23 protein-coding genes and 1 riboswitch are annotated in these 21,652 nt (G+C 72.5%); of the genes, 13 read left to right on the forward strand and 10 right to left on the reverse strand.

Translation table 11 applies throughout. From position 1 onward, the window contains the following. Nucleotides 1-79: 79 nt before the first annotated feature. On the reverse strand, nucleotides 80-1,027 hold the full coding sequence (locus ACIGZJ_RS32840; protein WP_392940640.1) for an ROK family protein: 948 nt from the start codon (nucleotides 1,025-1,027) through the stop codon (nucleotides 80-82). A gap of 299 nt (nucleotides 1,028-1,326) precedes the next feature. On the opposite strand from ACIGZJ_RS32840, the gene ACIGZJ_RS32845 reads away from it, so the two are divergent. Further along, the gene (locus ACIGZJ_RS32845; protein WP_396460701.1) at nucleotides 1,327-2,598 is read left to right on the forward strand and encodes an extracellular solute-binding protein; all 1,272 of its coding nucleotides are present in this window, start codon (nucleotides 1,327-1,329) and stop codon (nucleotides 2,596-2,598) included. Nucleotides 2,599-2,652: 54 nt separating this feature from the next. Here ACIGZJ_RS32845 and ACIGZJ_RS32850 read toward each other — a convergent pair whose 3' ends face one another. Then, nucleotides 2,653-3,000, reverse strand: a complete 348-nt coding sequence (locus tag ACIGZJ_RS32850) for a cupin domain-containing protein (RefSeq protein WP_387942370.1) — start codon at nucleotides 2,998-3,000, stop codon at nucleotides 2,653-2,655. Nucleotides 3,001-3,101: 101 nt separating this feature from the next. On the opposite strand from ACIGZJ_RS32850, the gene ACIGZJ_RS32855 reads away from it, so the two are divergent. Together ACIGZJ_RS32855 and otsB are read left to right on the forward strand one after the other, a co-directional pair. Continuing rightward, nucleotides 3,102-3,329 (forward strand): DUF3263 domain-containing protein, encoded by a 228-nt coding sequence (locus ACIGZJ_RS32855; RefSeq protein ID WP_387942368.1) that lies wholly within the window; start codon nucleotides 3,102-3,104, stop codon nucleotides 3,327-3,329. Between the two features lie 77 nt (nucleotides 3,330-3,406). Continuing rightward, the gene (gene otsB, locus ACIGZJ_RS32860) at nucleotides 3,407-4,252 is read left to right on the forward strand and encodes a trehalose-phosphatase (protein ID WP_396460702.1); all 846 of its coding nucleotides are present in this window, start codon (nucleotides 3,407-3,409) and stop codon (nucleotides 4,250-4,252) included. On the opposite strand, the gene ACIGZJ_RS32865 is transcribed toward otsB, so the two are convergent. Further along, nucleotides 4,236-5,741, reverse strand: coding sequence for a trehalose-6-phosphate synthase (locus tag ACIGZJ_RS32865; protein ID WP_396460703.1), 1,506 nt, complete (start codon nucleotides 5,739-5,741; stop codon nucleotides 4,236-4,238). The two genes, otsB and ACIGZJ_RS32865, sit on opposite strands and share 17 nt — an antisense overlap. A gap of 38 nt (nucleotides 5,742-5,779) precedes the next feature. Continuing rightward, on the reverse strand, nucleotides 5,780-6,772 hold the full coding sequence (locus tag ACIGZJ_RS32870) for a glucosyl-3-phosphoglycerate synthase (protein WP_396460765.1): 993 nt from the start codon (nucleotides 6,770-6,772) through the stop codon (nucleotides 5,780-5,782). A gap of 173 nt (nucleotides 6,773-6,945) precedes the next feature. Further along, a riboswitch (SAM riboswitch) is annotated at nucleotides 6,946-7,079 on the forward strand. Between the two features lie 17 nt (nucleotides 7,080-7,096). Between ACIGZJ_RS32870 and thrC the strand changes: the two genes are divergently transcribed. From thrC to ACIGZJ_RS32895, 5 genes are all read left to right on the forward strand, one after another. Then, the gene (thrC, locus tag ACIGZJ_RS32875; protein WP_396460704.1) at nucleotides 7,097-8,383 is read left to right on the forward strand and encodes a threonine synthase; all 1,287 of its coding nucleotides are present in this window, start codon (nucleotides 7,097-7,099) and stop codon (nucleotides 8,381-8,383) included. 26 nt (nucleotides 8,384-8,409) lie between these two features. After that, nucleotides 8,410-8,688 carry a MoaD/ThiS family protein gene (locus ACIGZJ_RS32880; protein ID WP_396460705.1) on the forward strand — a complete coding sequence of 93 codons (279 nt, stop codon included), beginning with the start codon at nucleotides 8,410-8,412 and terminating at the stop codon, nucleotides 8,686-8,688. Nucleotides 8,689-9,294: 606 nt separating this feature from the next. Next, nucleotides 9,295-9,498, forward strand: a complete 204-nt coding sequence (locus tag ACIGZJ_RS32885) for a cold-shock protein (RefSeq protein ID WP_030289665.1) — start codon at nucleotides 9,295-9,297, stop codon at nucleotides 9,496-9,498. A gap of 333 nt (nucleotides 9,499-9,831) precedes the next feature. Next, on the forward strand, nucleotides 9,832-11,454 hold the full coding sequence (groL, locus tag ACIGZJ_RS32890; protein ID WP_392940653.1) for a chaperonin GroEL: 1,623 nt from the start codon (nucleotides 9,832-9,834) through the stop codon (nucleotides 11,452-11,454). 133 nt (nucleotides 11,455-11,587) lie between these two features. Continuing rightward, on the forward strand, nucleotides 11,588-11,950 hold the full coding sequence (locus ACIGZJ_RS32895) for a hypothetical protein (RefSeq protein WP_396460706.1): 363 nt from the start codon (nucleotides 11,588-11,590) through the stop codon (nucleotides 11,948-11,950). A gap of 53 nt (nucleotides 11,951-12,003) precedes the next feature. Here the strand turns inward: ACIGZJ_RS32895 and ACIGZJ_RS32900 are convergent, their stop codons facing one another. Next, complete coding sequence (locus ACIGZJ_RS32900; RefSeq protein ID WP_396460707.1) at nucleotides 12,004-12,675, reverse strand: hypothetical protein; 672 nt, start codon at nucleotides 12,673-12,675, stop codon at nucleotides 12,004-12,006. A 79-nt stretch (nucleotides 12,676-12,754) separates the two neighbouring features. On the opposite strand from ACIGZJ_RS32900, the gene ACIGZJ_RS32905 reads away from it, so the two are divergent. From ACIGZJ_RS32905 to ACIGZJ_RS32915, 3 genes are read left to right on the forward strand one after another with little or no spacing between them, the layout of a single operon-like run. Continuing rightward, complete coding sequence (locus ACIGZJ_RS32905; protein WP_392940659.1) at nucleotides 12,755-13,102, forward strand: PadR family transcriptional regulator; 348 nt, start codon at nucleotides 12,755-12,757, stop codon at nucleotides 13,100-13,102. Continuing rightward, complete coding sequence (locus ACIGZJ_RS32910) at nucleotides 13,099-14,052, forward strand: hypothetical protein (protein ID WP_396460708.1); 954 nt, start codon at nucleotides 13,099-13,101, stop codon at nucleotides 14,050-14,052. Before ACIGZJ_RS32905 ends, ACIGZJ_RS32910 begins: the two co-directional genes overlap by 4 nt. Nucleotides 14,053-14,106: 54 nt before the next feature. Continuing rightward, the gene (locus tag ACIGZJ_RS32915; protein ID WP_396460709.1) at nucleotides 14,107-14,793 is read left to right on the forward strand and encodes a copper homeostasis protein CutC; all 687 of its coding nucleotides are present in this window, start codon (nucleotides 14,107-14,109) and stop codon (nucleotides 14,791-14,793) included. Nucleotides 14,794-14,925: 132 nt separating this feature from the next. On the opposite strand, the gene ACIGZJ_RS32920 is transcribed toward ACIGZJ_RS32915, so the two are convergent. Next, a complete protein-coding gene (locus tag ACIGZJ_RS32920; protein ID WP_396460766.1) occupies nucleotides 14,926-16,953 on the reverse strand; it encodes a HelD family protein in 2,028 nt (675 codons plus the stop codon). Between the two features lie 425 nt (nucleotides 16,954-17,378). Here ACIGZJ_RS32920 and ACIGZJ_RS32925 point away from each other — a divergent pair, with 425 nt between their 5' ends. Then, complete coding sequence (locus ACIGZJ_RS32925; protein ID WP_396460710.1) at nucleotides 17,379-17,573, forward strand: hypothetical protein; 195 nt, start codon at nucleotides 17,379-17,381, stop codon at nucleotides 17,571-17,573. Between the two features lie 101 nt (nucleotides 17,574-17,674). Here the strand turns inward: ACIGZJ_RS32925 and ACIGZJ_RS32930 are convergent, their stop codons facing one another. Together ACIGZJ_RS32930 and ACIGZJ_RS32935 are read right to left on the reverse strand one after the other, a co-directional pair. Beyond that, nucleotides 17,675-19,312 carry a DNA repair helicase XPB gene (locus ACIGZJ_RS32930; RefSeq protein WP_396460711.1) on the reverse strand — a complete coding sequence of 546 codons (1,638 nt, stop codon included), beginning with the start codon at nucleotides 19,310-19,312 and terminating at the stop codon, nucleotides 17,675-17,677. Between the two features lie 87 nt (nucleotides 19,313-19,399). Further along, nucleotides 19,400-19,810 (reverse strand): hypothetical protein, encoded by a 411-nt coding sequence (locus ACIGZJ_RS32935; RefSeq protein ID WP_396460712.1) that lies wholly within the window; start codon nucleotides 19,808-19,810, stop codon nucleotides 19,400-19,402. Between the two features lie 105 nt (nucleotides 19,811-19,915). Here ACIGZJ_RS32935 and ACIGZJ_RS32940 point away from each other — a divergent pair, with 105 nt between their 5' ends. Continuing rightward, nucleotides 19,916-20,170 carry a hypothetical protein gene (locus ACIGZJ_RS32940; protein ID WP_392940672.1) on the forward strand — a complete coding sequence of 85 codons (255 nt, stop codon included), beginning with the start codon at nucleotides 19,916-19,918 and terminating at the stop codon, nucleotides 20,168-20,170. Here the strand turns inward: ACIGZJ_RS32940 and ACIGZJ_RS32945 are convergent. Beyond that, on the reverse strand, nucleotides 20,145-21,236 hold the full coding sequence (locus ACIGZJ_RS32945; protein ID WP_396460713.1) for a hypothetical protein: 1,092 nt from the start codon (nucleotides 21,234-21,236) through the stop codon (nucleotides 20,145-20,147). The genes ACIGZJ_RS32940 and ACIGZJ_RS32945 overlap by 26 nt on opposite strands. After that, on the reverse strand, nucleotides 21,223-21,498 hold the full coding sequence (locus ACIGZJ_RS32950; protein ID WP_396460714.1) for a hypothetical protein: 276 nt from the start codon (nucleotides 21,496-21,498) through the stop codon (nucleotides 21,223-21,225). Before ACIGZJ_RS32950 ends, ACIGZJ_RS32945 begins: the two co-directional genes overlap by 14 nt. Nucleotides 21,499-21,652: the final 154 nt, after the last annotated feature.

Consider the following 21,652-nt stretch of genomic DNA (forward strand, 5'->3'; position numbering starts at 1 on the left):
TCGACGGTGATCCGGCCGCCCTCGACGGTACCGCCGGGCAGGACCAGGCGGGCGCCGGCCAGTGCAGTTCGGTCCGCGGTCACGCGGTCACCTCCATGGAGAGCAGATCCCAGGCGAGCAGGCCCGCGCCCAGGGACGCGGCGGTGTCTTTGAGCATGGCGGGGACGACTTCGGGGGGCATCTGGAAGGTCAGCCGCTCGGAGACCGCCGCCCGCAGGGGCGTGAAGAGGGTGTCGCCGGCCTCGGCCAGCCCGCCGCCGACGATCACCGTGGACGGGTCGAGCAGGCTCTGGGCCAGCACGATCCCGTCGGCGAGGGCGTCCACCGCGTGCTGCCAGACCGCGACCGCGCGGGGATCCCCGGCGTCCACCGCGACGGCGCAGGTTGCCGCGTCGGCGTCGGGGTCCCCGCTGGCCGCGGCCCAGGCCCGGGAGACGGCGGATGCGGAGGCCAGGGTCTCCAGACAGCCCCGGGCGCCGCAGCCGCACTGCGGTCCGCCGGGGCGGACCACCACGTGGCCGATCTCGCCGCCGTAGCCGTGGGCCCCGGCCTCGATCCGGCCACCGATGCCGATGGCGCCGGCGATGCCGGTGCCCAGCGCGATGAACAGGAAGCGCTCGACTCCCCGGCCCGCGCCGAGGCGGCCCTCGGCGAGACCGCCCGAGCGCACGTCGTGGCCGAGCGCGACCGGGATCGGGGCACCGCCCGGCCCGGCCAGGCGCTCGCCCAGCAGCCTGCGCAGCGGGAGGTCCCGCCAGCCGAGGTTGGCGGAGAAGACCGCGATGCCGTTCCTCTCGTCGATCGTCCCCGGGACGGCGACGCCCGCCGCCAGCGGGGCGGCGCCGAAACGGCTGAGGCCCTCGTCCGCCAGATCGGCGGCGAAGTCGAGGATGGCGGCGACGACGGCATCCGTGCCGTGCTCCCGCCCGGTCGGTCGGCGTGCTTCGAACAGCACGGAGCCGTCCTGGGCGAGCAGCGCGGCCTTCATGCCGGTGCCGCCTACATCGAGTGCGATGACGTGCTTCACGGAGGACAGTTTCCCTTGGTCGGGTCGGAGAGGTCTAGTCCAGTTGTCGGATTGGTCTGGTCCAAAGTAGGTGAGCTTTGTCGCAGAACCATGTGGTGTGCGGCACTTTGCGAGGCTGCGTGCGGCTCGCGGCCATTGCGCATCGTGCAATGACCCCCGCACTTCGATAACTACCCGGCGCGTACCGCCCACAGGTATGGACCACTGTGCAATGCGTTTGGGAGTGTTGCCGCCTCCCCCCTGCCGGATTCCCCCGCCGGCTGCGTTTCCCTCCTCTCCCCCCGAAGGCGGTACCCGCGTTGAACACGCGTGCCCAGGCCCCCACCCGGCTGCTCGGCACCGCGCTGGCCGGAGCGCTGCTGCTCACCGGCTGCGGCGGCCAGGACGACGGCACGGTCACCCTCAGGCTGGTGGCGGCCGACTACGGCGAGAGCCCGGAGACCAGCTCCAAGCTGTACTGGGACGACGTCGCCCGGCGCTTCGAGGCCGCCAACCCGAAGATCAAGGTCGACGTCGAGGTGGCGAGCTGGACCGACATCGGCAAGCGGGTCGACGACCTGGTCGGCAGCGGGAAGTCGCCCGACCTGCTGCAGACCGGCGGGTTCGCCGACCAGGCCGCCGCGGAGCGCCTCTACCCCGCCGCGGACGTGCTCTCGCTGGAGACCCAGGCCAACATCATGGAGTCGTTCTCGCACGCCGGACAGGTGCTCGGCACGCAGTTCGGCATCCCGTTCGTCTCCTCCTCGCGGGTGCTCTTCTACAACAAGGCGATCTTCCAGAAGGCCGGCATCACCCAGCCGCCGACCACCTGGAACGAGCTCAGGCAGGCCGCCGAGAAGATCAAGGCGAAGGTCCCCGGGGTCACCCCGTACGGCCTGCCGCTGGGCCCGGAGGAGGCGCCGGCCGAGTCGATGCTGTGGACCCTGAGCGGGGGCGGCAGCCTCTCCGACGACGTCGGCAACTACACCATCGACAGCCCGCAGAACCAGGCCACCTTCGGGTGGCTGCGCACCAACCTGGTCGACACCAGGCTGACCTATCCCGACCCGGGCAAGATGAACCGCACTCCGGTGTTCACCGACTTCGCGGCGGGCAAGGTGGCGATGCTCAACGGGCACCCGACGCTGCTGCGGATGGCCTCCGCGGGGAAGATCGACTACGGGACGGCGCCGATCCCGCGCAAGGACGGGCTGGCCAAGGCCGGGAGCCTCGGGGTGGCCGACTGGATGATGGCGTTCAAGGCCAACGGGCACAAGAACGAGATCAAGAAGTTCCTGTCCTTCGTCTACACCAAGGACAACCAGCTGAAGTTCGACGAGGCCTACAACCTGCTGCCGGTCACCCAGGACGCCTTCACCGCGATGAGCTCGGACGGCCGGCACGAGGATCTGAAGCAGTTCGCCGCGGGGCTCACCAACGCGAGCTTCTACCCGTTCGGGGACCCGGCGTGGGCGGACGTCAGCAACCGGATCAAGGCGGGGATCGGCGGGGCCGTCACGGGCGACGCCAAGCAGGTGCTGGAGGGGCTGCAGGAGGCCGCGGTGAAGGAGACGGCCCGGGTCCGCAAGTGAACCCGGGGCCGTGGGGGAGGGCGGTGTCGGCTGTGCCGACGGTCTCGGGGGGTCTCAGGCGAGCGTGATTGCGTAGGCCTTGCGGAGGGTCTCGTGGACGGTCCAGGTGGTGTGGTCGCCGGCCCGCAGGACGGCGCAGTCACCGGGGCCGACCTCCAGGGTCGGGCCGCCGTCGACCTCGATGGTGGCCCGGCCGCTGAGCACCACGAACAGCTCGTCGGCCTCGACGTCGGTGACCACGCCCGGGGTGATCTGCCAGATGCCGCGCAGCTGGCGGCCGTCGGGGGACTCCCAGAGCACCCGGCCGGAGACCTCGGGGGTGCCGGAGACGATCTGGGCCGGGTCGAGCGGGTCGGGTTCGAGGTCGGCGGTGGGGATGTGCACGGCGAAGCTGTCGGTCATACCGTCGACGCTAGCCCGGCGGCCGGTGGTGCGGAGGGCGCAGAGTGTGTCCGAGCCGGGGGTGAGAATGACACTCCGTAGTGGACGGAGGCGGGTCGGGCATGGGTGAGCTGAGCGAGCGGGATCTGGCGGTGCTGGAGCTGGAGGGGCGCCAGTGGCGTACCGCGGGGGCGAAGGAGCGGGCGATCCGGGAGGAGCTGGGGCTCTCCGGTACGCGGTACTACCAGCTGCTGAACGCGCTGCTGGACCGGCCGGAGGCGCTGGCGCACGCACCGGTGCTGGTGAACCGGCTGCGGCGGGTGCGGGAGGCCCGGCGGGCGGCCCGCTAGGCCTGGCGGACGTGGCGGACGTGGCGGTCAGGCGGAATCGGCGGCTAGCCGCCGGGGGACGTGGGTAGGGTCCGGGCATGGGCCTTGAGGACGTGTCGCTGCCGAGGACGGATGCCGGGCGTGCGGGGCTGCAGGCGGTACTCGCCTCGCCCCGGGACGCGGTGATCGCGCTGGACTTCGACGGGACGCTGGCCCCGATCGTGGCCGACCCGAGCCGGGCGCGGGCGCATCCGGGGGTGGCGCCGGCGCTGCGCGGCCTCGCCCCGCACATCGGGTCGATCGTCGTGGTGACCGGGCGGCCGGCGGCGCTGGCCGTGGAGTACGGCGACCTCGGCGCGGTCGGGGGCGTGGTGGTGCTCGGGCACTACGGCGCCGAGCGCTGGGAGGCCGGGGAGGTCACGGCCCCGCCGGTGCACCCGGGGGTGGCGGCGGTCCGGGAGGTCCTGCCGGCCGTACTGACCGGGGTCGGGGCGCCGGACGGGACGTGGGTGGAGGACAAGGGGCGCTCGCTCGCAGTGCACACCCGGCGGACGGAGGCACCGCAGGAGGCGTTCGAGCTGCTGCGTGCGCCGGTCGAGGCGCTGGCCGCCGAGCACGGGCTGGTGGTGGAGCCGGGCCGGCTGGTGCTGGAGCTGCGGCCGCCGGGGGTGGACAAGGGCGCCGCACTGACCGGCTTCCTGCGGGAGCGGGAGGCCCGGGCGGTGCTGTACGCCGGGGACGACCTGGGGGACGTGCCCGCCTTCGCGGCGGTGGAGAAGCTGCGCGGGGAGGGCCTGGCCGGGCTGCTGGTGTGCAGCGGGACGGTGGACGGCGACGCGCCCGTGCGGGAACTCGCCGACCGGGCGGACCTGGTGGTCGCGGGCCCGGCCGGCGTGGTGGGGCTGCTGACGGCCCTGGGGGAGGAGCTCAGCCGGGGGCGTTGAGGCCGAGGGCGTTGAGCTGGTCCAGGAACCACTGCTGGGGCGGCAGCGCGGTCGCTGCGGCGGCCAGCCGCTTGGTCCGCTCGGCGCGTTCGTCGGCGGGCATGGCGAGCGCGGTGTGCAGGGCCTCGGCGGTGGCGATGACGTCGTACGGGTTGACGCTGATCGCGTCGTCGGCGAGCTCCGCGTGGGCGCCGGCCTCGCGTGACAGGACCAGGGCGCAGCCCTGGTCGGAAACCACCGGGACCTCCTTGGCGACCAGGTTCATGCCGTCCCGGATCGGGTTGACCAGGGCCACGTCGGCCATCCGGTAGGCGGCCAGCGACCGCGGGAAGTCGTCGTCGAGGTGCACGATCAGCGGCTGCCAGGTGGGCGTGGCGAACTCCGCGTTGATCTCCTCGGCGAGGCGCCGGACCTCGGCGGTGTACGCCCGGTACTCGGCGAGGTCGGTGCGGGAGGGGTAGGCGAAGGCGATGTGGACGACCTCGTCCCGCCAGTCGGGCCGGGTGCGCAGCAGGTGCCGGTAGGCCTGGAACCCGCGGACGATGTTCTTGCTCAGCTCGGTGCGGTCGACCCGGACGATCGTGCGGCGCCCGCCCACGGCCTCGCGCAGGGTGGCCAGGCGCTCGTCGACGTCCGGGCGGTGGGACCGCTCGCGCAGGAAGTCGGCGTCGGCGCCGAGGGCGTGCACGCCGAGGCGGGTGGTGCGGCCGGTGGCGGCGCCCCCGGTCGGCGGGAGGGTGACGGTGAGGGCTTCGCGGTCGACGGTGGCGCCGAGTTGGTCCGCGCAGCACTCGGCGAAGGCCAGCGCCCAGCGGCGGGTCAGGAAGCCGGCCCGGTCGGAGCCGAGGATGCCGGTCAGGACGGCCTCGGCGACGTCGTCGGGCAGCAGCCGGAAGTACTCGGGCGGGGCCCACGGGGTGTGCGAGAAGTGGCCGATCCGCAGGTCGGGGCGGAGTGCGCGGAGCAGTCCGGGCACGAGCGAGAGGTGGTAGTCCTGGACGAGGACGGCCGCGCCCGGGGCGGCCTCGGCGGCCAGCGCCTCGGCGAAGGCGGTGTTGTACGCCTGGTAGGCCTGCCACTCGGTGCGGAAGCCGGCGTCGAAGGCGGGGGCGGTCGGGGTGGCGTAGAGCAGGTGGTGGACGAACCAGAGGGTGGAGTTGGCGACGCCGTTGTAGGCGCGGGCGAAGGTCTCCGGGTCGATGTCCAGCATCCGGACGGCCTGGCCGCCGACGTCGTGGCCGGCCAGGTCGAGGCGTCCGTCGGGGGCCTGCCGGGCCGCCTGGCGGTCCGCCTCGCCCAGTGCGGCGCAGACCCAGACGGCGTTGGGGTCGTCGATGGCGGAGAGCCCGGAGACCAGGCCGCCGCCGCCCCGCCGGAGGGTCAGGGTGCCGTCCTCCGCGGCGCTGAACGACACCGGCCCCCGGTTGGATGCCACCAGGACGGGGGCGGTGCCGGTCGGACTCGAACGTTCGGTCGTGAGATCGCCCATGGTTGGTACGTTGCCGTGGCTCCGGGCCCGCAAACCCCTCAGCGGGGGAGGTGGCGGTTCACGTACTCGGGGACGGTGTGCATCGGGGGGCGCTCGACGGCGGTGACCGGGTGCGTGTGTGCGGTGAACGCGCGGGTGTCCGGGTCACGGGTGAACTGGGTCAGCCACGGGTGCAGCAGGTCGGCGGAGGCCTTGAGCCGGTGGGCCCGGTCGAGCCGTTCGAGGGCGGTGCGGTAGATGGTGGCGGCCATCCGGCCGAGCGCCTGGCCGTCCTGGTGGCGGTGGTGGCGCACGCCGACGTCCACCTGGGCGAGGGCGTCGAGGCCGGCCGTCTCCAGGGCGTCGACCAGCAGGCCCAGCTCGACGCCGTAGCCGGTGGGGAAGGGCAGCCGTTCGAGCAGCGAACGGCGGGCCGCGTACTCGCCGCCGAGCGGCTGGACGAAACCGGCGAGTTCCGGCCAGTGCAGGTTGAGCAGCGGGCGGGCGACGAGCTCGGTGACCCGGCCGCCGCCGGCCGGCACGATCGCGCCGTCGGTCTCCAGCGGGCGGTCGTACATGGCCTTGACCAGCTGGATCCCGGGTTCGGTGAGCAGCGGGCCGACGATGCCGGAGACGAAGGCGGGGTCGAACTCGCGCAGGTCGGCGTCGACGAAGCAGACGATCTCGCCGCTGGTGGCCAGCAGCGAGCGCCAGAGCACCTCGCCCTTGCCGGGGGCGGCGGGCAGCCGGGGCAGGATGTCGTCGCGGTGGACCACCCGGGCGCCGGCCGCGGCGGCCGCCGCGGCGGTGCCGTCCACCGAGCCGGAGTCGACGACGACGAGTTCGTCGACCAGTGGCAGGCGCTCCATCAGCTCGCGGCGGATGGTCCGGACGATGTCGCCGACGGTGGCCGCCTCGTCCAGGGCCGGCAGCACCACGCTGACGGTGCCGGCCCGGCCCGCCACCCGCTTGGCCTCGAGCAGGGTGCGCACCGGGCGGTCGGCCGCGCTCCAGGAGCGGCGGCGCAGCCAGGACGCGGCCTCCGGTAGCAGCGCGGGGATCGGTTCGGCGGGCACGGGCGCACTCCTCGGCTGGGCGGGTGGGACAGGTCATCTCGCGTGGCGGACGGTCCCGTTCAGGCTTGACGCCTTCGGATACAGTCTTCGTACAGCGGTCGGACCTTCGCACGCCGGGGTCACCGCTGGCACGACCAACAACTTCATAGAGCTCATCCAGAGGGACTGAGGGAACGGCCCGTTGACGTCCCGGCAACCTTCTCGCGCGGCTGTTCGACAGGCCCCGGCGGGACAGGTGCCAATTCCGGCCTGTGGCGCGCCCGCGTCACGGGGAAGATGAGGAGAGAGGCCTCCGCCATCATGGCTATCGACACCGTTGCACCCGCACCCGCATCCGTTGACCTCGGCCCCGCCGCCGCCCTGTCCTGTCGGGAGTGCGGCACCCGGTTCCCGCTCGGTCCGAGCTTCGCCTGTGTCGAGTGTTTCGGGCCGCTGGAGATCGCCTACGACTTCGGCAGCGAGGGCGCCGAGGAGCTGCGCAAGCGGATCGAGGCCGGACCGGCGTCGATCTGGCGCTACGCCCCGCTGCTGCCGGTGCCGGCCGACGTCGCCGGCAAGCCGAACCTGAACCCGGGGTGGACCCCGCTGGTGAAGGCGGACAACCTGGGCCGCGAGCTCGGATTCACCGCCCAGCTGCACATCAAGGACGACTCGGGCAACCCGACGCACTCGTTCAAGGACCGCGTGGTGGCCTGCGCCATCGAGGCCGCGCGGGCCTTCGGCTTCACCACCCTGTCCTGCTCGTCGACCGGCAACCTGGCCGGTGCGGTGGGCGCGGCGGCGGCCCGGGCCGGTTTCAAGTCCTGCGTGTTCATCCCGCACGACCTGGAGCAGGGCAAGGTCGTGATGGCCGGTGTCTACGGCGGCGAGCTGGTCGGCATCGAGGGCAACTACGACGACGTGAACCGCTTCTGCTCGGAGCTGATCGGCGACCCGGCCGGTGAGGGCTGGGGCTTCGTCAACGTCAACCTGCGCCCGTACTACGGCGAGGGCTCCAAGACGCTGGCGTACGAGATCTGCGAGCAGCTCGGCTGGCGGCTGCCGGAGCAGATCGTCATCCCGATCGCCTCGGGCTCGCAGCTGACGAAGATCGACAAGGGCCTGCAGGAGCTGATCAGGCTGGGCCTGGTCGAGGACCGGCCGTACCGGATCTTCGGCGCCCAGGCGGAGGGCTGCTCGCCGGTGTCGGCGGCCTTCAAGGCCGGCCACGACGTGATCCGCCCGGTCAAGCCGGACACCATCGCCAAGTCGCTGGCGATCGGCAACCCGGCCGACGGCCCGTACGTGCTGGACATCGCCCGCCGCACCGGCGGCGCCGTCGAGGACGTCACCGACGCCGAGGTGGTGGCCGCGATCAAGCTGCTGGCCCGCACCGAGGGCGTCTTCGCCGAGACCGCGGGCGGGGTGACCGTCGGCGTGCTGAAGAAGCTGGTCGAGACCGGACAGCTGGACCCGGCCAAGGAGACCGTCGCGATCAACACCGGCGACGGCCTGAAGACCCTGGACGCCGTCTCCGACGCCGGCATGACCGCCGTGATCCGCCCGACGCTGGCGTCGTTCCGCGACGCCGGCCTCGCGTCCGCCTGACCCACCCGCAGCAAGGAGAAGCCCCCATGAGCGCCACCGTCCGCATCCCGACCATCCTGCGCACCTACACCGGCGGCGTCGCCGAGGTGACCGCCGAGGGCACCACCCTGGGTGAGGTCATCGCCGACCTGGAGAACAACCACGCGGGCATCTCCGCCCGCATCCTGGACGACGCCGGAAAGCTGCGCCGTTTCGTCAACGTCTACGTCAACGACGACGACGTGCGCTTCGCGGAGGGCCTGGCCACCGAGATCAAGGACGGCGCCGGCATCTCGATCATCCCCGCGGTGGCCGGCGGCTGCTGAGCCGCCCCTTCCCCGGTCGGCGCCCGGTTCTCCGGCCGCCCGCTTCTTCGACCAGCCGTTCGCGCGTACGGAATTCCGCTTCCCGTACGCGCGGGCGGCTGGTCGCATTCCGGCCGGAATATTTCCCGGTCAAGTCGGAGTAGAGTGTGGCTCAGCCGGGAACAGGGCTCCCCCTCCCCCTTTCACCGGCGGTCGAATCCGTCCGCGCCCGTACCGCCGGTATCCGTCCGGCCGCTGAGACCGGCGCCGGGGCCGTGACGTTGAAACATGTCAGGCCGATGTCAGAATTCTTCAGGGGATTTGGGCAATTCGTCCGCTATGTCCGGCGTGGAATGCGGGAATTTCTCCCGCTTTCACCCGGCCTGTCCCCTGACACCCCTAGCGAATTCCCAGCGGCGGGCTCTGTTGCAGAGGGCGTCGATCCGGATACATTCAGCCGCGGTCGACGCAATCGCCCGTTCATCGGATGCCTCCGATGGGCTCGGCGGGGGATTGCGGCGTGCACGGCTGCGCCCAGGGGGGGTTCCCCGGGCCGGCCTCAACCAGACCCGGGCCCGCAGACCTGCGGGCGCGTGAAGGGCCAGCACAGCACTAGGGGAGTTCGGAATGGCTCAGGGCACCGTCAAGTGGTTCAACGCGGAGAAGGGCTACGGCTTCATCGCGGTCGACGGTGGTGCGGACGTCTTCGTCCACTACAGCGCGATCCAGATGGACGGCTACCGCACCCTTGAGGAGGGCCAGCGGGTCGAGTTCGAGATCTCTCAGGGGCAGAAGGGCCCGCAGGCGGACATGGTCCGCGCGGCGGTCTGACCTTTCCGGTCCCAGGAGTTCGGCTCGGCCCATCGGCTGGTGCACCTCTTGCTTCGCTGCGGGCCCGTACGACACGTCGTACGGGCCCGCAGCCATGTCCGGATCCGGCGCTCCGGGGCGGCCGGTGCGGCTCGCGGGTTGGCGATTGGGCTTGCACTCGCCTACCCGGAGTGCTAATCATTGGCGTTAGCACTCACAGCGTGAGAGTGACAGCGGACCGGGTCGGTGAGGCCCCCGGGAGCGGTAGGGGAAAGGACCCCCGCACACCAGGGCCGTCCGTCGCGGGCACCCCTTGGTCCGAGCAGTCGACCGTGTCCCGGAGGACCACTTCTGATGGCCAAGATCATCGCCTTTGATGAGGAAGCTCGCCGCGGCCTTGAGCGTGGCATGAACCAGCTCGCCGACGCAGTGAAGGTCACGCTCGGCCCCAAGGGTCGCAACGTCGTGCTGGAGAAGAAGTGGGGCGCCCCCACGATCACCAACGACGGTGTCTCCATCGCCAAGGAGATCGAGCTCGAGGACCCGTACGAGAAGATCGGTGCCGAGCTCGTCAAGGAGGTCGCCAAGAAGACCGACGACGTCGCGGGTGACGGCACCACCACCGCCACCGTGCTGGCCCAGGCGCTCGTTCGCGAGGGTCTGCGCAACGTCGCCGCCGGCGCCAACCCGATGGCCCTGAAGCGCGGTATCGAGAAGGCCGTCGCCGCCGTCTCGGACCAGCTGCTGGCCCAGGCCAAGGACGTGGAGACCAAGGAGCAGATCGCCTCCACCGCCTCCATCTCGGCCGCCGACACCCAGATCGGCGAGCTCATCGCCGAGGCGATGGACAAGGTCGGCAAGGAAGGCGTCATCACCGTCGAGGAGAGCAACACCTTCGGTCTGGAGCTTGAGCTCACCGAGGGCATGCGCTTCGACAAGGGCTACATCTCCGCCTACTTCGCCACCGACCTGGAGCGGATGGAGGCGACGTTCGAGGACCCGTACATCCTCATCGCCAACTCCAAGATCGGCTCGGTCAAGGACCTGCTCCCGCTGCTGGAGAAGGTCATGCAGAGCGGCAAGCCGCTCGTCATCATCGCCGAGGACGTCGAGGGCGAGGCCCTGTCGACCCTGGTCGTGAACAAGATCCGCGGCACCTTCAAGTCCGTCGCCGTCAAGGCCCCGGGCTTCGGCGACCGCCGCAAGGCCATGCTCGGCGACATCGCCATCCTCACCGGTGGCACCGTGATCTCCGAGGAGGTCGGCCTCAAGCTGGAGAACGCCGGCGTCGACCTGCTGGGCACCGCCCGCAAGGTGGTCATCACCAAGGACGAGACCACCATCGTCGACGGTGGCGGCGACAGCGACCAGGTCGCCGGCCGCGTGAACCAGATCCGTGCCGAGATCGAGAACAGCGACTCGGACTACGACCGCGAGAAGCTCCAGGAGCGCCTCGCCAAGCTGGCCGGCGGCGTGGCCGTCATCAAGGCCGGCGCGGCCACCGAGGTGGAGCTCAAGGAGCGCAAGCACCGCATCGAGGACGCCGTCCGCAACGCGAAGGCCGCCGTCGAGGAGGGCATCGTCGCCGGTGGTGGCGTCGCGCTGCTGCAGGCGTCCGTCGCCTTCGACAAGCTGGAGCTGGAGGGCGACGAGGCCACCGGTGCCAACATCGTCAAGGTCGCGCTGGAGGCCCCGATCAAGCAGATCGCGACCAACGCCGGCCTGGAGGGTGGCGTCGTGGTGGAGAAGGTGCGCAACCTCCCCGCCGGTCACGGCCTGAACGCCGCCACCAACGAGTACGTCGACCTGGTCGCCGCGGGCATCATCGACCCGGCCAAGGTCACGCGCTCCGCGCTGCAGAACGCCGCCTCCATCGCGGCGCTCTTCCTCACCACCGAGGCCGTCATCGCCGACAAGCCGGAGAAGGCCGCTGCGGCCGCCGGCGGCGGCATGCCGGGCGGTGACATGGACTTCTGATCCCCTCGCGGATCGGCTGGTCTTCGCAGCACGGGCGGTTCCCTTCGGGGGGCCGCCCGTGCGGCGTTTCGCGGGACCGTCGGGAGTCCGGCGCCCGGGCGGGGTTCGGGCCGGGCTTTGGGACAATGGACGGATGGCTGCCACCGCTGACGACATCGAGACCGCCCTGCACAACGCGCGGGCGCTGATCCTCGCCGACCTGACCGCCCGGGACGTGGCGGACGCCGCCGTGGTGTCGCTGGTGGAGAACGCCGTGACGCACCGGCGCTGGTGGCTGGAGCAGTGGCCGGACGGCACCGAGTACGTCCTCGGGCTGGTCGCCCAGGACGTCCAGGACGCGCTGCTGGAGGCGTACGGCCGCTGGCCGCTGTGCGCCGGGTGCGCCGCCGACGGGGACCCGCACGCGCTGAGCGTCGAGCCCGAGCTGGGGCCGGAGCCGCACTGGGTGTGCGGCAAGGAGGGCGCGGTGGTGGCGCCCGTCGGCGGACTCTCCTGATCCCGTGATCCCGCCGGCGTGATCCGAAGGGCAGGCCCTGACGCCGCGGGCGGCTAGGCTTCGAGCCGGCCGAGCTCGGCCGCCAGGTTGGCTCGGGCGGGGGCGTCGAAGCGGTCGCGGGCGGCGGGGGTGCGGTACAGCGCGGGGAGCGCGAGCAGCTGGCGCAGGATCGCGGCGCGCCCGGCCCGGAAGTCGGGCTCGGGGACGAACGCGTACTCCTCGCGGACGGCGGCCGCATAGGCCGCGTACTCCTGCGGGAGGCCGCCGAGGACCGCCAGATCCGCGTCGCAGAGCACCTCGCCGTCCCGGTCGCCCGGCTCGGGGTGGTGGGTGACGGTGAGCCGGACCAGCCGCTCGACCCCGGCCACCCGGGCGGCGGGCAGGCCGGCCTCGGTGAGCGCCCGGACCGCCAGGGCGGCGCTGCGTTCCTCGTTCTCCGAGCGGTCGGGCCGGTAGACCGCGTCGTGGAACCAGGCGGCCAGCCGGACGGTGTCCGGGTCGTCGGCGTGTTCGGCCAGCGCGTCCACGTGGGCGAGCACCGCCCGCAGGTGCCCGAGGGTGTGGTAGCGGCGCTGCGGCTCGGCCCAGCGGCGCAGCAGTTCGCGCCCGGCCGGCTCGGGGTCGCCGCCCGCGCCGCAGCGCAGCAGCAGGGCCGTCCAGGCGGCGAGCAGGTCGGCGGTGGCGTCGGCAGACGTCTCGGCGGGTGCGTCGGGCGTGTTCGGCATGGCCACATTCTGGCGGTTTCCGGGGGCGATCGGGGGGTTCCGCTGGACCTATAGGTAGGTTGACGATATATGTAGTCGTATGACAGAACGCTCCATGCAGGAGCCCACGCTGCTTCTGCTCACCGCACTGGCGGACGCACCCAGACACGGCTATGCGCTGATCCAGGAGGTCGCCGCGATCTCCGACGGCCGGGTCACCATGCGGACCGGCACGCTCTACGGCGCGCTCGACCGGCTGCTCCAGCAGGGCCTGATCGAGGTCGCGGCCGAAGAGGTGGTGGACGGCCGGGCCCGGCGCTCCTACGCCCTGACGGTCGCCGGCCGGGCCGCGCTGGCCACCGAGGCCGAGCGCCTGCGGGCGGTCGCCACCGAGGCGGAGCGCCGCCTCGCCGTTATCCGCCCGAGGGTCAGGGGGGCCTTGGCATGACGACACCCACCATCTCCACACCCACCGTCTCGATACCCGCGGCCGTCCTGCGGGCCGTGCTCCAGGTCTACCCGGCCCGCTACCGCCGCGAGCGCGGCGACGAGCTGGCCGCCGTCTTCTTCGACACCACGGCCGAGGCCGGCCGGCCGGCGATCCTCCGGGAGATGCTCGACCTCGCCGCGTACGGCCTGCGGGTGCGTACCGGGGTGACCGCCTTCTCCACCCGCGGGCGGGTGCTGGCGCTGGCCGCACCGCTGATCGCCGGTGCGCTGGCCGGGCTCGGGCTGTTCCCCTGGGTCACCGACTCGGAGGGCATCGCCCGGCGGCTGGAGGGCTCCTCGTCCAGCCTGCTGCACCTGACGATCTTCGCCCAGCCGGTGGCGACCATGCTGCTGGCCGTCGCCGCGCTGCTGGGGCGGTGGACCGCCGCACGGGTCCTCTCGGTCGCGGTGATGGCGGTCGGGCTGCTCGGGATGGCCGACGCCTTCCGGCCGGAGCAGTTCAGCTGGTGGTGGGTGTCCTACACGGGCGCCTCGCAGCTGCCGCTGCTGCTGTCCGGTCTGCTGGTGATCGCCGCGCCGCGCGAGCTGCTGAGCGAGCCGGGGCTGCGCACCCGCGTCCTGGTGCTGGCGTCGGCGGTCGGCGGCGGGCTGGTGGTGGCCGCCCAGGGCGGCTACGACACGCACTTCCTGATGAACGGGCCGTGGTCGTCCGTGCTGCTGCTCCTGCCGGCGGTGCTGCTGCTCGCCGTGGTGCGCGGCTGGCTGGTGCCGGCCGCGATCGGCCTGGCGGTGCTGCCGCTGACCCTCGGTTTCAGCCTGTTCAGCCTCTGGGAGGAGGTCGGTGGTATGTGGTACCTGTTGCCGTTGCTCGGCGCGGTGGCGGTGGCGATGATGGCGGTGGCCCTGGTCGCGGGCCGGGGTGTGCGCGGTACCCGCTCGGTGGCCTGACCGGCCGGGTGCGGGGGCTCGCCGGGGACTGTCGGATGTGGCAGGCTATCTGATATGTCTAGACCAATTTTCGAAGTCATCGCGCTGACGCCCCAGGACGCCCAGGCCGCCGAGTCGGGCGGCGCCGACCGGCTCGAACTGGTTACCGACATGGCCGCCGACGGGCTCACCCCGTCGGTCGAGGACTTCGCCAAGATCCGCGCCGCCGTGGAGATCCCGCTGCGGGTCATGCTGCGCGTCCGGGACGGCTTCGCGCCGGGCGACCTGGACGAGCTGCGGGCCCGCGCCGCCGCGCTGCGGGCGGAGGGCGCCGACGAGTTCGTCTTCGGCTTCCTGGACGCCGAGGGCGCGGTCGACCTGGCCGCCACCGAGGCCGTCGCCGAGGCGGTGGCGGGGTGCCGTTGGACCTTCCACCGGGCGGTCGACCACAGTGCGGACCGCGCCGCCGTGCGCACCGCCGTGGGGACGCTGCCCGGGCTGGACACCTTCCTCACCTCGGGCGCGGCCGGCGGCGTGGACGCGGGCCGCGAGGTGCTGCTGGCCGAGCTGGCCCGGGCCGGCGAGCCCGGGTACGGGCAGCGGATCCTGATCGGCGGCGGCCTACGGGCCGAGCACCTGCCGGCTCTGCGGGCGGCCGGGTTCGACGCCTTCCACGTCGGCGGCGCGGTGCGCGTCGACGGGTGGCAGTCCCCGGTGGACGCCTCCAAGGTCGCCGAGTGGCGGTCGCTGATCGATGGCTGAGCGTGAAAGCGCCGACGGCTGAGCGATCGGCGGCCGCCGGCTCGGTGGGAAGGGGACCGGTGGTATCCGCCGGTCCCCTTCGCATGTCACCGGCCCGCCGGCCCGTCGACCCGTCGACCCGTCGGGGCGGGGTCAGGCCAGCTGCGCCGGCAGCGGCTCGGCGTGCAGCACCTGCAGCCCCGAGACGGCCCGGGTGAGCGCCACGTACAGGCGGCGCAGACCGGTCCGCTCGTCCGGCTCCCCGGCGACCACGGCGGCCGGCTCGTCGAGTACCACGTAGTCGTACTCCAGACCCTTGGCCAGCGAGGCCGGGACGAGGGTCAGCCGGGCCTCGGCGCTGGTCTCGTCACCGGGGGAGAGGTACGGCAGACCGGCCTGCGCCAGCGCCTCGGCGAACAGCGGGATGCGGGCGTCGGCGGCGATCAGACCGGTCGAGCCCTCGTTCTCCAGGGCCCGCAGACAGGCCTCGACCACCGCCTTCACCACCCTGTCGTCCGCGCCGGTCCCGCCGTCCCCGTCCGTCTCGATGCGGTCGATGCGCTCGATGCGCTCGATGCGCTCGATCGTCAGTGAGCCGGGCGCCTCGCGGACCGAGCTCGCCGGGGCCAGCCCGGGCGCGATCGAGGGCAGCAGCCGGGAGGCGTACGCGATGACCTCCTCCGGCACCCGGAAGCCCTTCGTCAGCTCCTCGATGTGGGCGGCGGGCTTGCCCAGGTGGTGCAGGGCCTCCGGCCAGCTGGCGGTGGCCCACGGGGTGGTGCCCTGGGCGAGGTCGCCGAGGACGGTCGCCGAGCCGGTGGTGCAGCGGCGGCCGACCGCGCGGTACTGCATCGGCGAGAGGTCCTGGGCCTCGTCCAGCACCACGTGGCCGAGCGAGGCCGTGCGCTGCACCAGGTCGGTGGCCTCGTCCACCAGCACGGCGTCGGCCTGCGTCCAGCGGGCCGTCCGCACCGAACGGCCGGGCTTGGGCCAGAGCACCGCCTGCTGCTCCTCGGGCGTGAGGACGCCGTCCGCGCACCGCGCCAGGAACTCCGGGTCGGAGAGCAGCCGGAGCACCAGCTTGGCCGGCTCCACCAGCGGCCAGCAGGCCTTGACCGTCGCCTTGACCGCGGCGTTGCGGGCCACCGCGTCCTGCACCCGGTCGTCCGGGGCCTCGCCGCCCTGCTCCATCTTCAGCAGCACGGCGTGCGCGATCCGCTGCGGCAGGGCGTCCCTGGCCGCGCCGTAGCGGATGTCGCGGCCCTTCAGCTCCTCGACGATCGAGTCGAGCTCGTACACCGGTACGCGCCAGCGCCGGGAGCCGCGGACCACCACACAAGGCTCGGCGGGCGCGGTGATGCCCGAGCGCACCGCCCGGCGCAGCACCTCGGCCATCCGGGCGTCGCCCTTCAGCCGGGCCGCCTCGGCGGTGTCCTCGCCGCGCACCTCCACGTGCGCCACCAGCTGCTGCACGGTGGCCTGCGCGACCTCCACCTCGCCGAGGGCGGGCAGCACCTGCTCGATGTAGGAGAGGAAGGCGTTGTTCGGGCCGATCACCAGGGTGCCGGTGCGGGCCAGCCGCTCGCGGTGCGCGTACAGCAGGTACGCCACGCGGTGCAGGCCGACGGCGGTCTTCCCGGTGCCGGGGGCGCCCTGGACGCAGACCGTGCCGGTGATGTCGGCGCGGACGATCTCGTCCTGCTCGGGCTGGATGGTGGCGACGATGTCGCGCATCGGGCCGACGCGGGGCTTCTCGATCTCGGCGGCGAGCAGGGCGGAGGAGGTCTCGGCCTCGGCCGGGTCGGTGAGGTGCTCGTCCTCGTAGGCGGTCAGCTCGCCGCCGGTGTAGCCGAAGCGGCGGCGGCGCTCGACGTCCAGCGGTTCGGTGCGGGTGGCGCGGTAGAACGGCTGGGAGACCGGCGCGCGCCAGTCGATCACCATCGGGTCGCCGTCGGCGTCGTGGACGTGCCGCCGGCCGATGTAGAAGTTCTCCCCGCCGGAGCCCTCGGACAGCTCCTGGCTGATCGCGTGCAGGTAGTCGAGCCGCCCGAAGAACAGCGGGGTGTGCGAGAGGTCGGCGAGGGCCGCGATCCGGGCCTCGATCTGCTTCTGGAGGATCACCGCGGTGACCCAGGTGCCGGTCACATCGCGGATGTCGAGCGACTGGACGTCCTCGCGCATCGCACGCAGCGCGGCCCGGGAGGCGGCCAGGTGGTCGCGTTCGCGCTGGAGGGGGTCGGTGGTGGGGGTGGCGGGCACAGCGAACCTTCCCGGCTGCCCCGGTAGGGGTGCAGCGGATCGTTGGAGCTCACGGTGAGAACAGCCGACCGGTTGCCGAGCGGTCGGCGCCTCCCCCGGCTGCCTGCGGGAATCAGCAGGTACCACGGGTCGGGAGGGGGCAGGCGAACGATCCTAGACCTTCCGGGCCCCGGGGTTCCAGCGCCTTTGCGGCCGCGGGCTCCGGCGCCGTCCGGGTCTCGGGGTTCCGGCCCCGCTGCCCGGAGGGGGACCCGGGGCGGTCCTACACCTGGAGGACGACGAACGTCCTGCCGAATACGGCCTTTGGGGTGATGTGTCCGACGCCTGCGGAACCTACCGTTGAAGACATGAGCACCGTACACATCACGGCGCCGCGAGTGCCGTCCCAGAAGTCCGCCCCCGCCCGCCCCGCCGGGGCCACCGCCGCGGCCGGCCCCGGCCGCCGCCGCAACCCGCTGACCAAGGCCGTCCGCAACGTGGGCATCGCCCTCGACACCGCCGCGCGCGTGGTCTTCCTCGGGCGCGACGGCGTCAAGTACTGAGGCAGGTGCCCGGGAGCCCGCACCGGGCTCCGGACCACCTGGCCTGAGCGTCGGAGCCCGACGAGTGTCACGGCACGTCGAGTGTCAGAGCCCGACGAGCGTCACAGCACGTCGTCCGCGTCGATGATGCGGTAGGCGTAGCCCTGCTCGGCGAGGAAGCGCTGCCGGTGGGCGGCGAAGTCCTGGTCGACGGTGTCGCGGGCCACCACCGAGTAGAAGTGCGCCGAGTGCCCGTCCGCCTTGGGGCGCAGCACGCGGCCCAGGCGCTGGGCCTCCTCCTGGCGGGAGCCGAAGGTGCCGGAGACCTGGATGGCGACGGTCGCCTCGGGCAGGTCGATGGAGAAGTTGGCGACCTTGGAGACCACCAGGACGCTGATCTCCTTGGTGCGGAAGGCCTCGAAGAGCTTCTCGCGCTGGGCGTTGCTGGTCTCGCCCTTGATCACCGGGGCGTTCAGTACCTCGCCGAGCTCGTCGAGCTGGTCGATGTACTGGCCGATGATCAGCGTCTGGTCCTTCTCGTGCTTCTTGACCAGCGCCTCCACCACCCGCCGCTTGGTCGCGGTGGTGGCGCAGAAGCGGTAGCGCTCCTCGGGCTCGGCGGTCGCGTAGGCGAGCCGCTCGGAGTCGGTGAGGGTGACCCGGACCTCGCAGCAGTCGGCGGGCGCGATGTAGCCCTGCGCCTCGATCTCCTTCCACGGCGCGTCGAAGCGCTTGGGCCCGATGAGCGAGAAGACGTCGCCCTCGCGGCCGTCCTCGCGGACCAGGGTGGCGGTCAGGCCGAGCCGGCGGCGGGCCTGGAGGTCGGCGGTGAACTTGAAGACCGGCGCGGGCAGCAGGTGCACCTCGTCGTAGACCACCAGCCCCCAGTTGCGGGCGTCGAAGAGTTCGAGGTGGGCGTAGACGCCCTTCCGCTTGGTGGTCATCACCTGGTAGGTGGCGATGGTGACCGGGCGGATCTCCTTCTTCGTCCCGCTGTACTCGCCGATCTCCTCCTCGGTGAGCGAGGTGCGCTTGACCAGCTCGTGCTTCCACTGCCGGGCCGAGACGGTGTTGGTGACCAGGATCAGCGTGGTCGACTTGGCCTCGGCCATCGCCGCGGCGCCGACCAGCGTCTTCCCGGCGCCGCAGGGCAGCACCACGACGCCCGATCCGCCGTGCCAGAAGCCCTCGACCGCCTGCGCCTGGTAGGGGCGCAGCTGCCAGCCGTCCTGGTCCAGCTCGATGGGGTGCGCCTCGCCGTCGACGTACCCGGCGAAGTCCTCGGCGGGCCAGCCGAGCTTGAGCAGCACCTGCTTGATCTGGCCGCGCTCGGACGGGTGCACGATGACGGTGTCCGGGTCGACCCGGTTGCCGACCAGCGGCGCGACCTTCTTGGAGCGCAGCACCTCCTCCAGCACCGGGCGGTCGGTGGTGGTGAGCACCAGGCCGTGGACGGGGTGCTTGACGAGCTTGAGCCGCCCGTAGCGCGCCATGGTGTCGGCCACGTCGACCAGCAGCGCGTGCGGGACGGGGTAGCGGGAGTACTTCACCAGGGCGTCGACCACCTGCTCGGCGTCGTGCCCGGCGGCGCGCGCGTTCCACAGCCCGAGCGGGGTGACCCGGTAGGTGTGGACGTGCTCGGGGGCGCGCTCGAGTTCGGCGAACGGCGCGATGACGCGGCGGCAGTCGGAGGCCTTGGGGTGGTCGATCTCCAGGAGAAGAGTCTTGTCACTCTGGACGATGAGTGGTCCGTCGTTCACGCGGGGGAGCCCTCCACTGGGTCGGCTGGGTCGGCTGGTTCGACGCAGACCCTCCAGTGTCGCGCATTCCGCGGGGAAGCCGGACGGCTACTTCCACTCGTAGATGAGGACCTTGCCCGAGCCGGAGCCGTCGGTGTCGTACTCGAAGAGGCCGACGGTGTCGTTCAGCTGGACGAACGACTCGGCGTCGCTGTCGAAGAAGACCGAACCGCGCCAGGCCACGGCGCCACCCGGGCCGGTGAAGCGGCCGATGCCGCTGCCGTGCCAGCTGTACGTCTCGCCGCTCTCGCTCATCCCCACGCCCTGGCCCTCGCCGAACAGCGTGCCGTCGGAGCGCATCTGCGACTCGTAGGTGGCGAACTCCTTGACGCCGACGCCGAGTACCGTGCCGGTCCCCTCGAACGAGACCTCCACCACGGGGTGCAGCCCGTCGGCGGTGGCCAGCACCCGCCGGCCGGTCTCACTGGTGGTCTGGATCCCTATCTTGTCTCCGAGCATGACGCCTCCTTCGGGAACCCCCCTGCCTTCCGGACTACGCCGCCCTGCCGGGTGCGTCAAACGCGGGGCGGTGACCGGCGCCGCCGCCGCTCGTTAGAGCAGGGCATGAACAAGTCGAAGCGTGTCCTCACCGCTCTCGCCCTCGCCGGTACCGCCTTCGCCGCCACCGCCTCCTCGGCCACCTCCGCCCACGCCGTCGCGGGCATCGGCGAGGGTGTCGGCGGACCGCTGGCGGCGCCGGGCTTCCTGCTCGCCGACGTGGTCAGCGGCGGCAGCCTGCCGGTCGGCCAGGGCGAGGTCGGCAGCCTGGCCGACCAGGCGATCAAGGAGAAGCTCAAGGAGTCCCAGCAGGGCCACTGAGCACGAGCCCCGCGAACGGGCTGTCGAGCAGGGTGATCCATGACTCCTGGTCGGCGCACCGGCCGAGGCCGCGGATGTGGACCGAGTGCTCCGGGAGGTGCGTTCGTACCGGGTTGGCCAGCAGCACGCGCGCCCAGTCTCCGGACACCCTCGGTGACCCTGCGATCGGGAGCACCTGAAGGCCGCCCTGGGGCGGGTCTTCCGGGTAGTGCCAGTGGACGAGCATGGCGTAGACCGCCCAGGCCCGGTCCGGCGCGGCGTCCGGCACCTGGAAGGTGTCCCACAGTGCGGTGAAGTCCGCGCTCGGGAAGCCCCAAGCGTCCAGGAAGTACTCGTAGCCGAGTTCGCGGGAGGCCTCTCGCGCGTGGCGGTCGGGCGAGACGCGCTCGACCATGGCCAGGGCGCCCAGGGTGGGCCGGTAGTGCGGGGCGCGCCGCGGGAAGCCGCGGCGCGGGTCCTTCCGTCGGCCGAACGCCTCCCACTCCAGGAGGCGTTCCGCCTCCTCGGCACCGAGCAGGTCCTCCTCGCCGTCGTAGTACCACCGCAGGGCGGGCGTCTCGGACCACGGGTCGCGCAGCCGCAGTTCGACGTCCCTGGTCGGCCGGCCCGGTGCGGGGGCGGCCTTGGCCCCGGCCCTCGCCCGCTCGCGGTAGGCCTTCTGGCGGCAGCGGTCGGAGCAGTACCGGCGGGGGCGTCCGGTCGGTGCGGCGGAGAGCAGTGCGGTGGCGCAGGTCGGGCAGCGGGGCACGCTGTCGACGCCGAGCCGGGCCGCGGTGAGCCGCAACGTCCCGGAGTGCTTCGGTCCCTCCCCGGCGAGGTGTTCGTCCAGCAGCGCCTTGGCCTGCGGGGACCGGCCCAGTTTGGCCAGGGCGTTCGCCAGGATCACCTCGGTCGAGTCCTGCGTGGCACCGAGGTCGGTGGCCAGTTGGTGGGTCGGTACGTCGTACAGCCAGGCGGTGAGCAACTCGATCTCGGGCAGGGAGAGCGTCCGGCTCAGGGCGTCGCTGATCACGTCCGGTCCGGCGTGCCGTGCAGTGGGGTCGTTGAGGGCCTTAGCGCGTGCCACCGTTGTCACCTCCGTCGATGGACCGGTCGGTCGTGCGGGCCGTGCGGGTCGTGAGAGTCGGGCGGGGGAGCCGGCGGTAGGCGGGGAGCAGGGCGGCCACGGCCTTGGCCACGCCGACGACCAGGCCGGGGATGTCCTCGGGCCGGGCCCGCCGGACGGCGAGGACCGCGACGATGCCGACCACCAGGATCGCGAGCAGGGCGGGCGTGATCAGCAGCATGACCCACCAGGTGCTGGTCAGTGCATCGGCGATGAGGGGCATCGTGGGACTCCCGGTTCCGGAAAACACGGAAGCCCCCCGGCTCGGTGTGAGCCGGGGGGCTTCCAGGGGGCTTGGAGGAAAAAGAAAATGACCCACCGTCGAGTGGGTCATCCGTTGTCCGGGCAGAGTTCTCCCCGACGCGTCGGAGGCTATC

It is taken from the genome of Kitasatospora sp. NPDC052868 (assembly GCF_044547105.1).
Taxonomy (GTDB): Bacteria; Actinomycetota; Actinomycetes; order Streptomycetales; family Streptomycetaceae; genus Kitasatospora.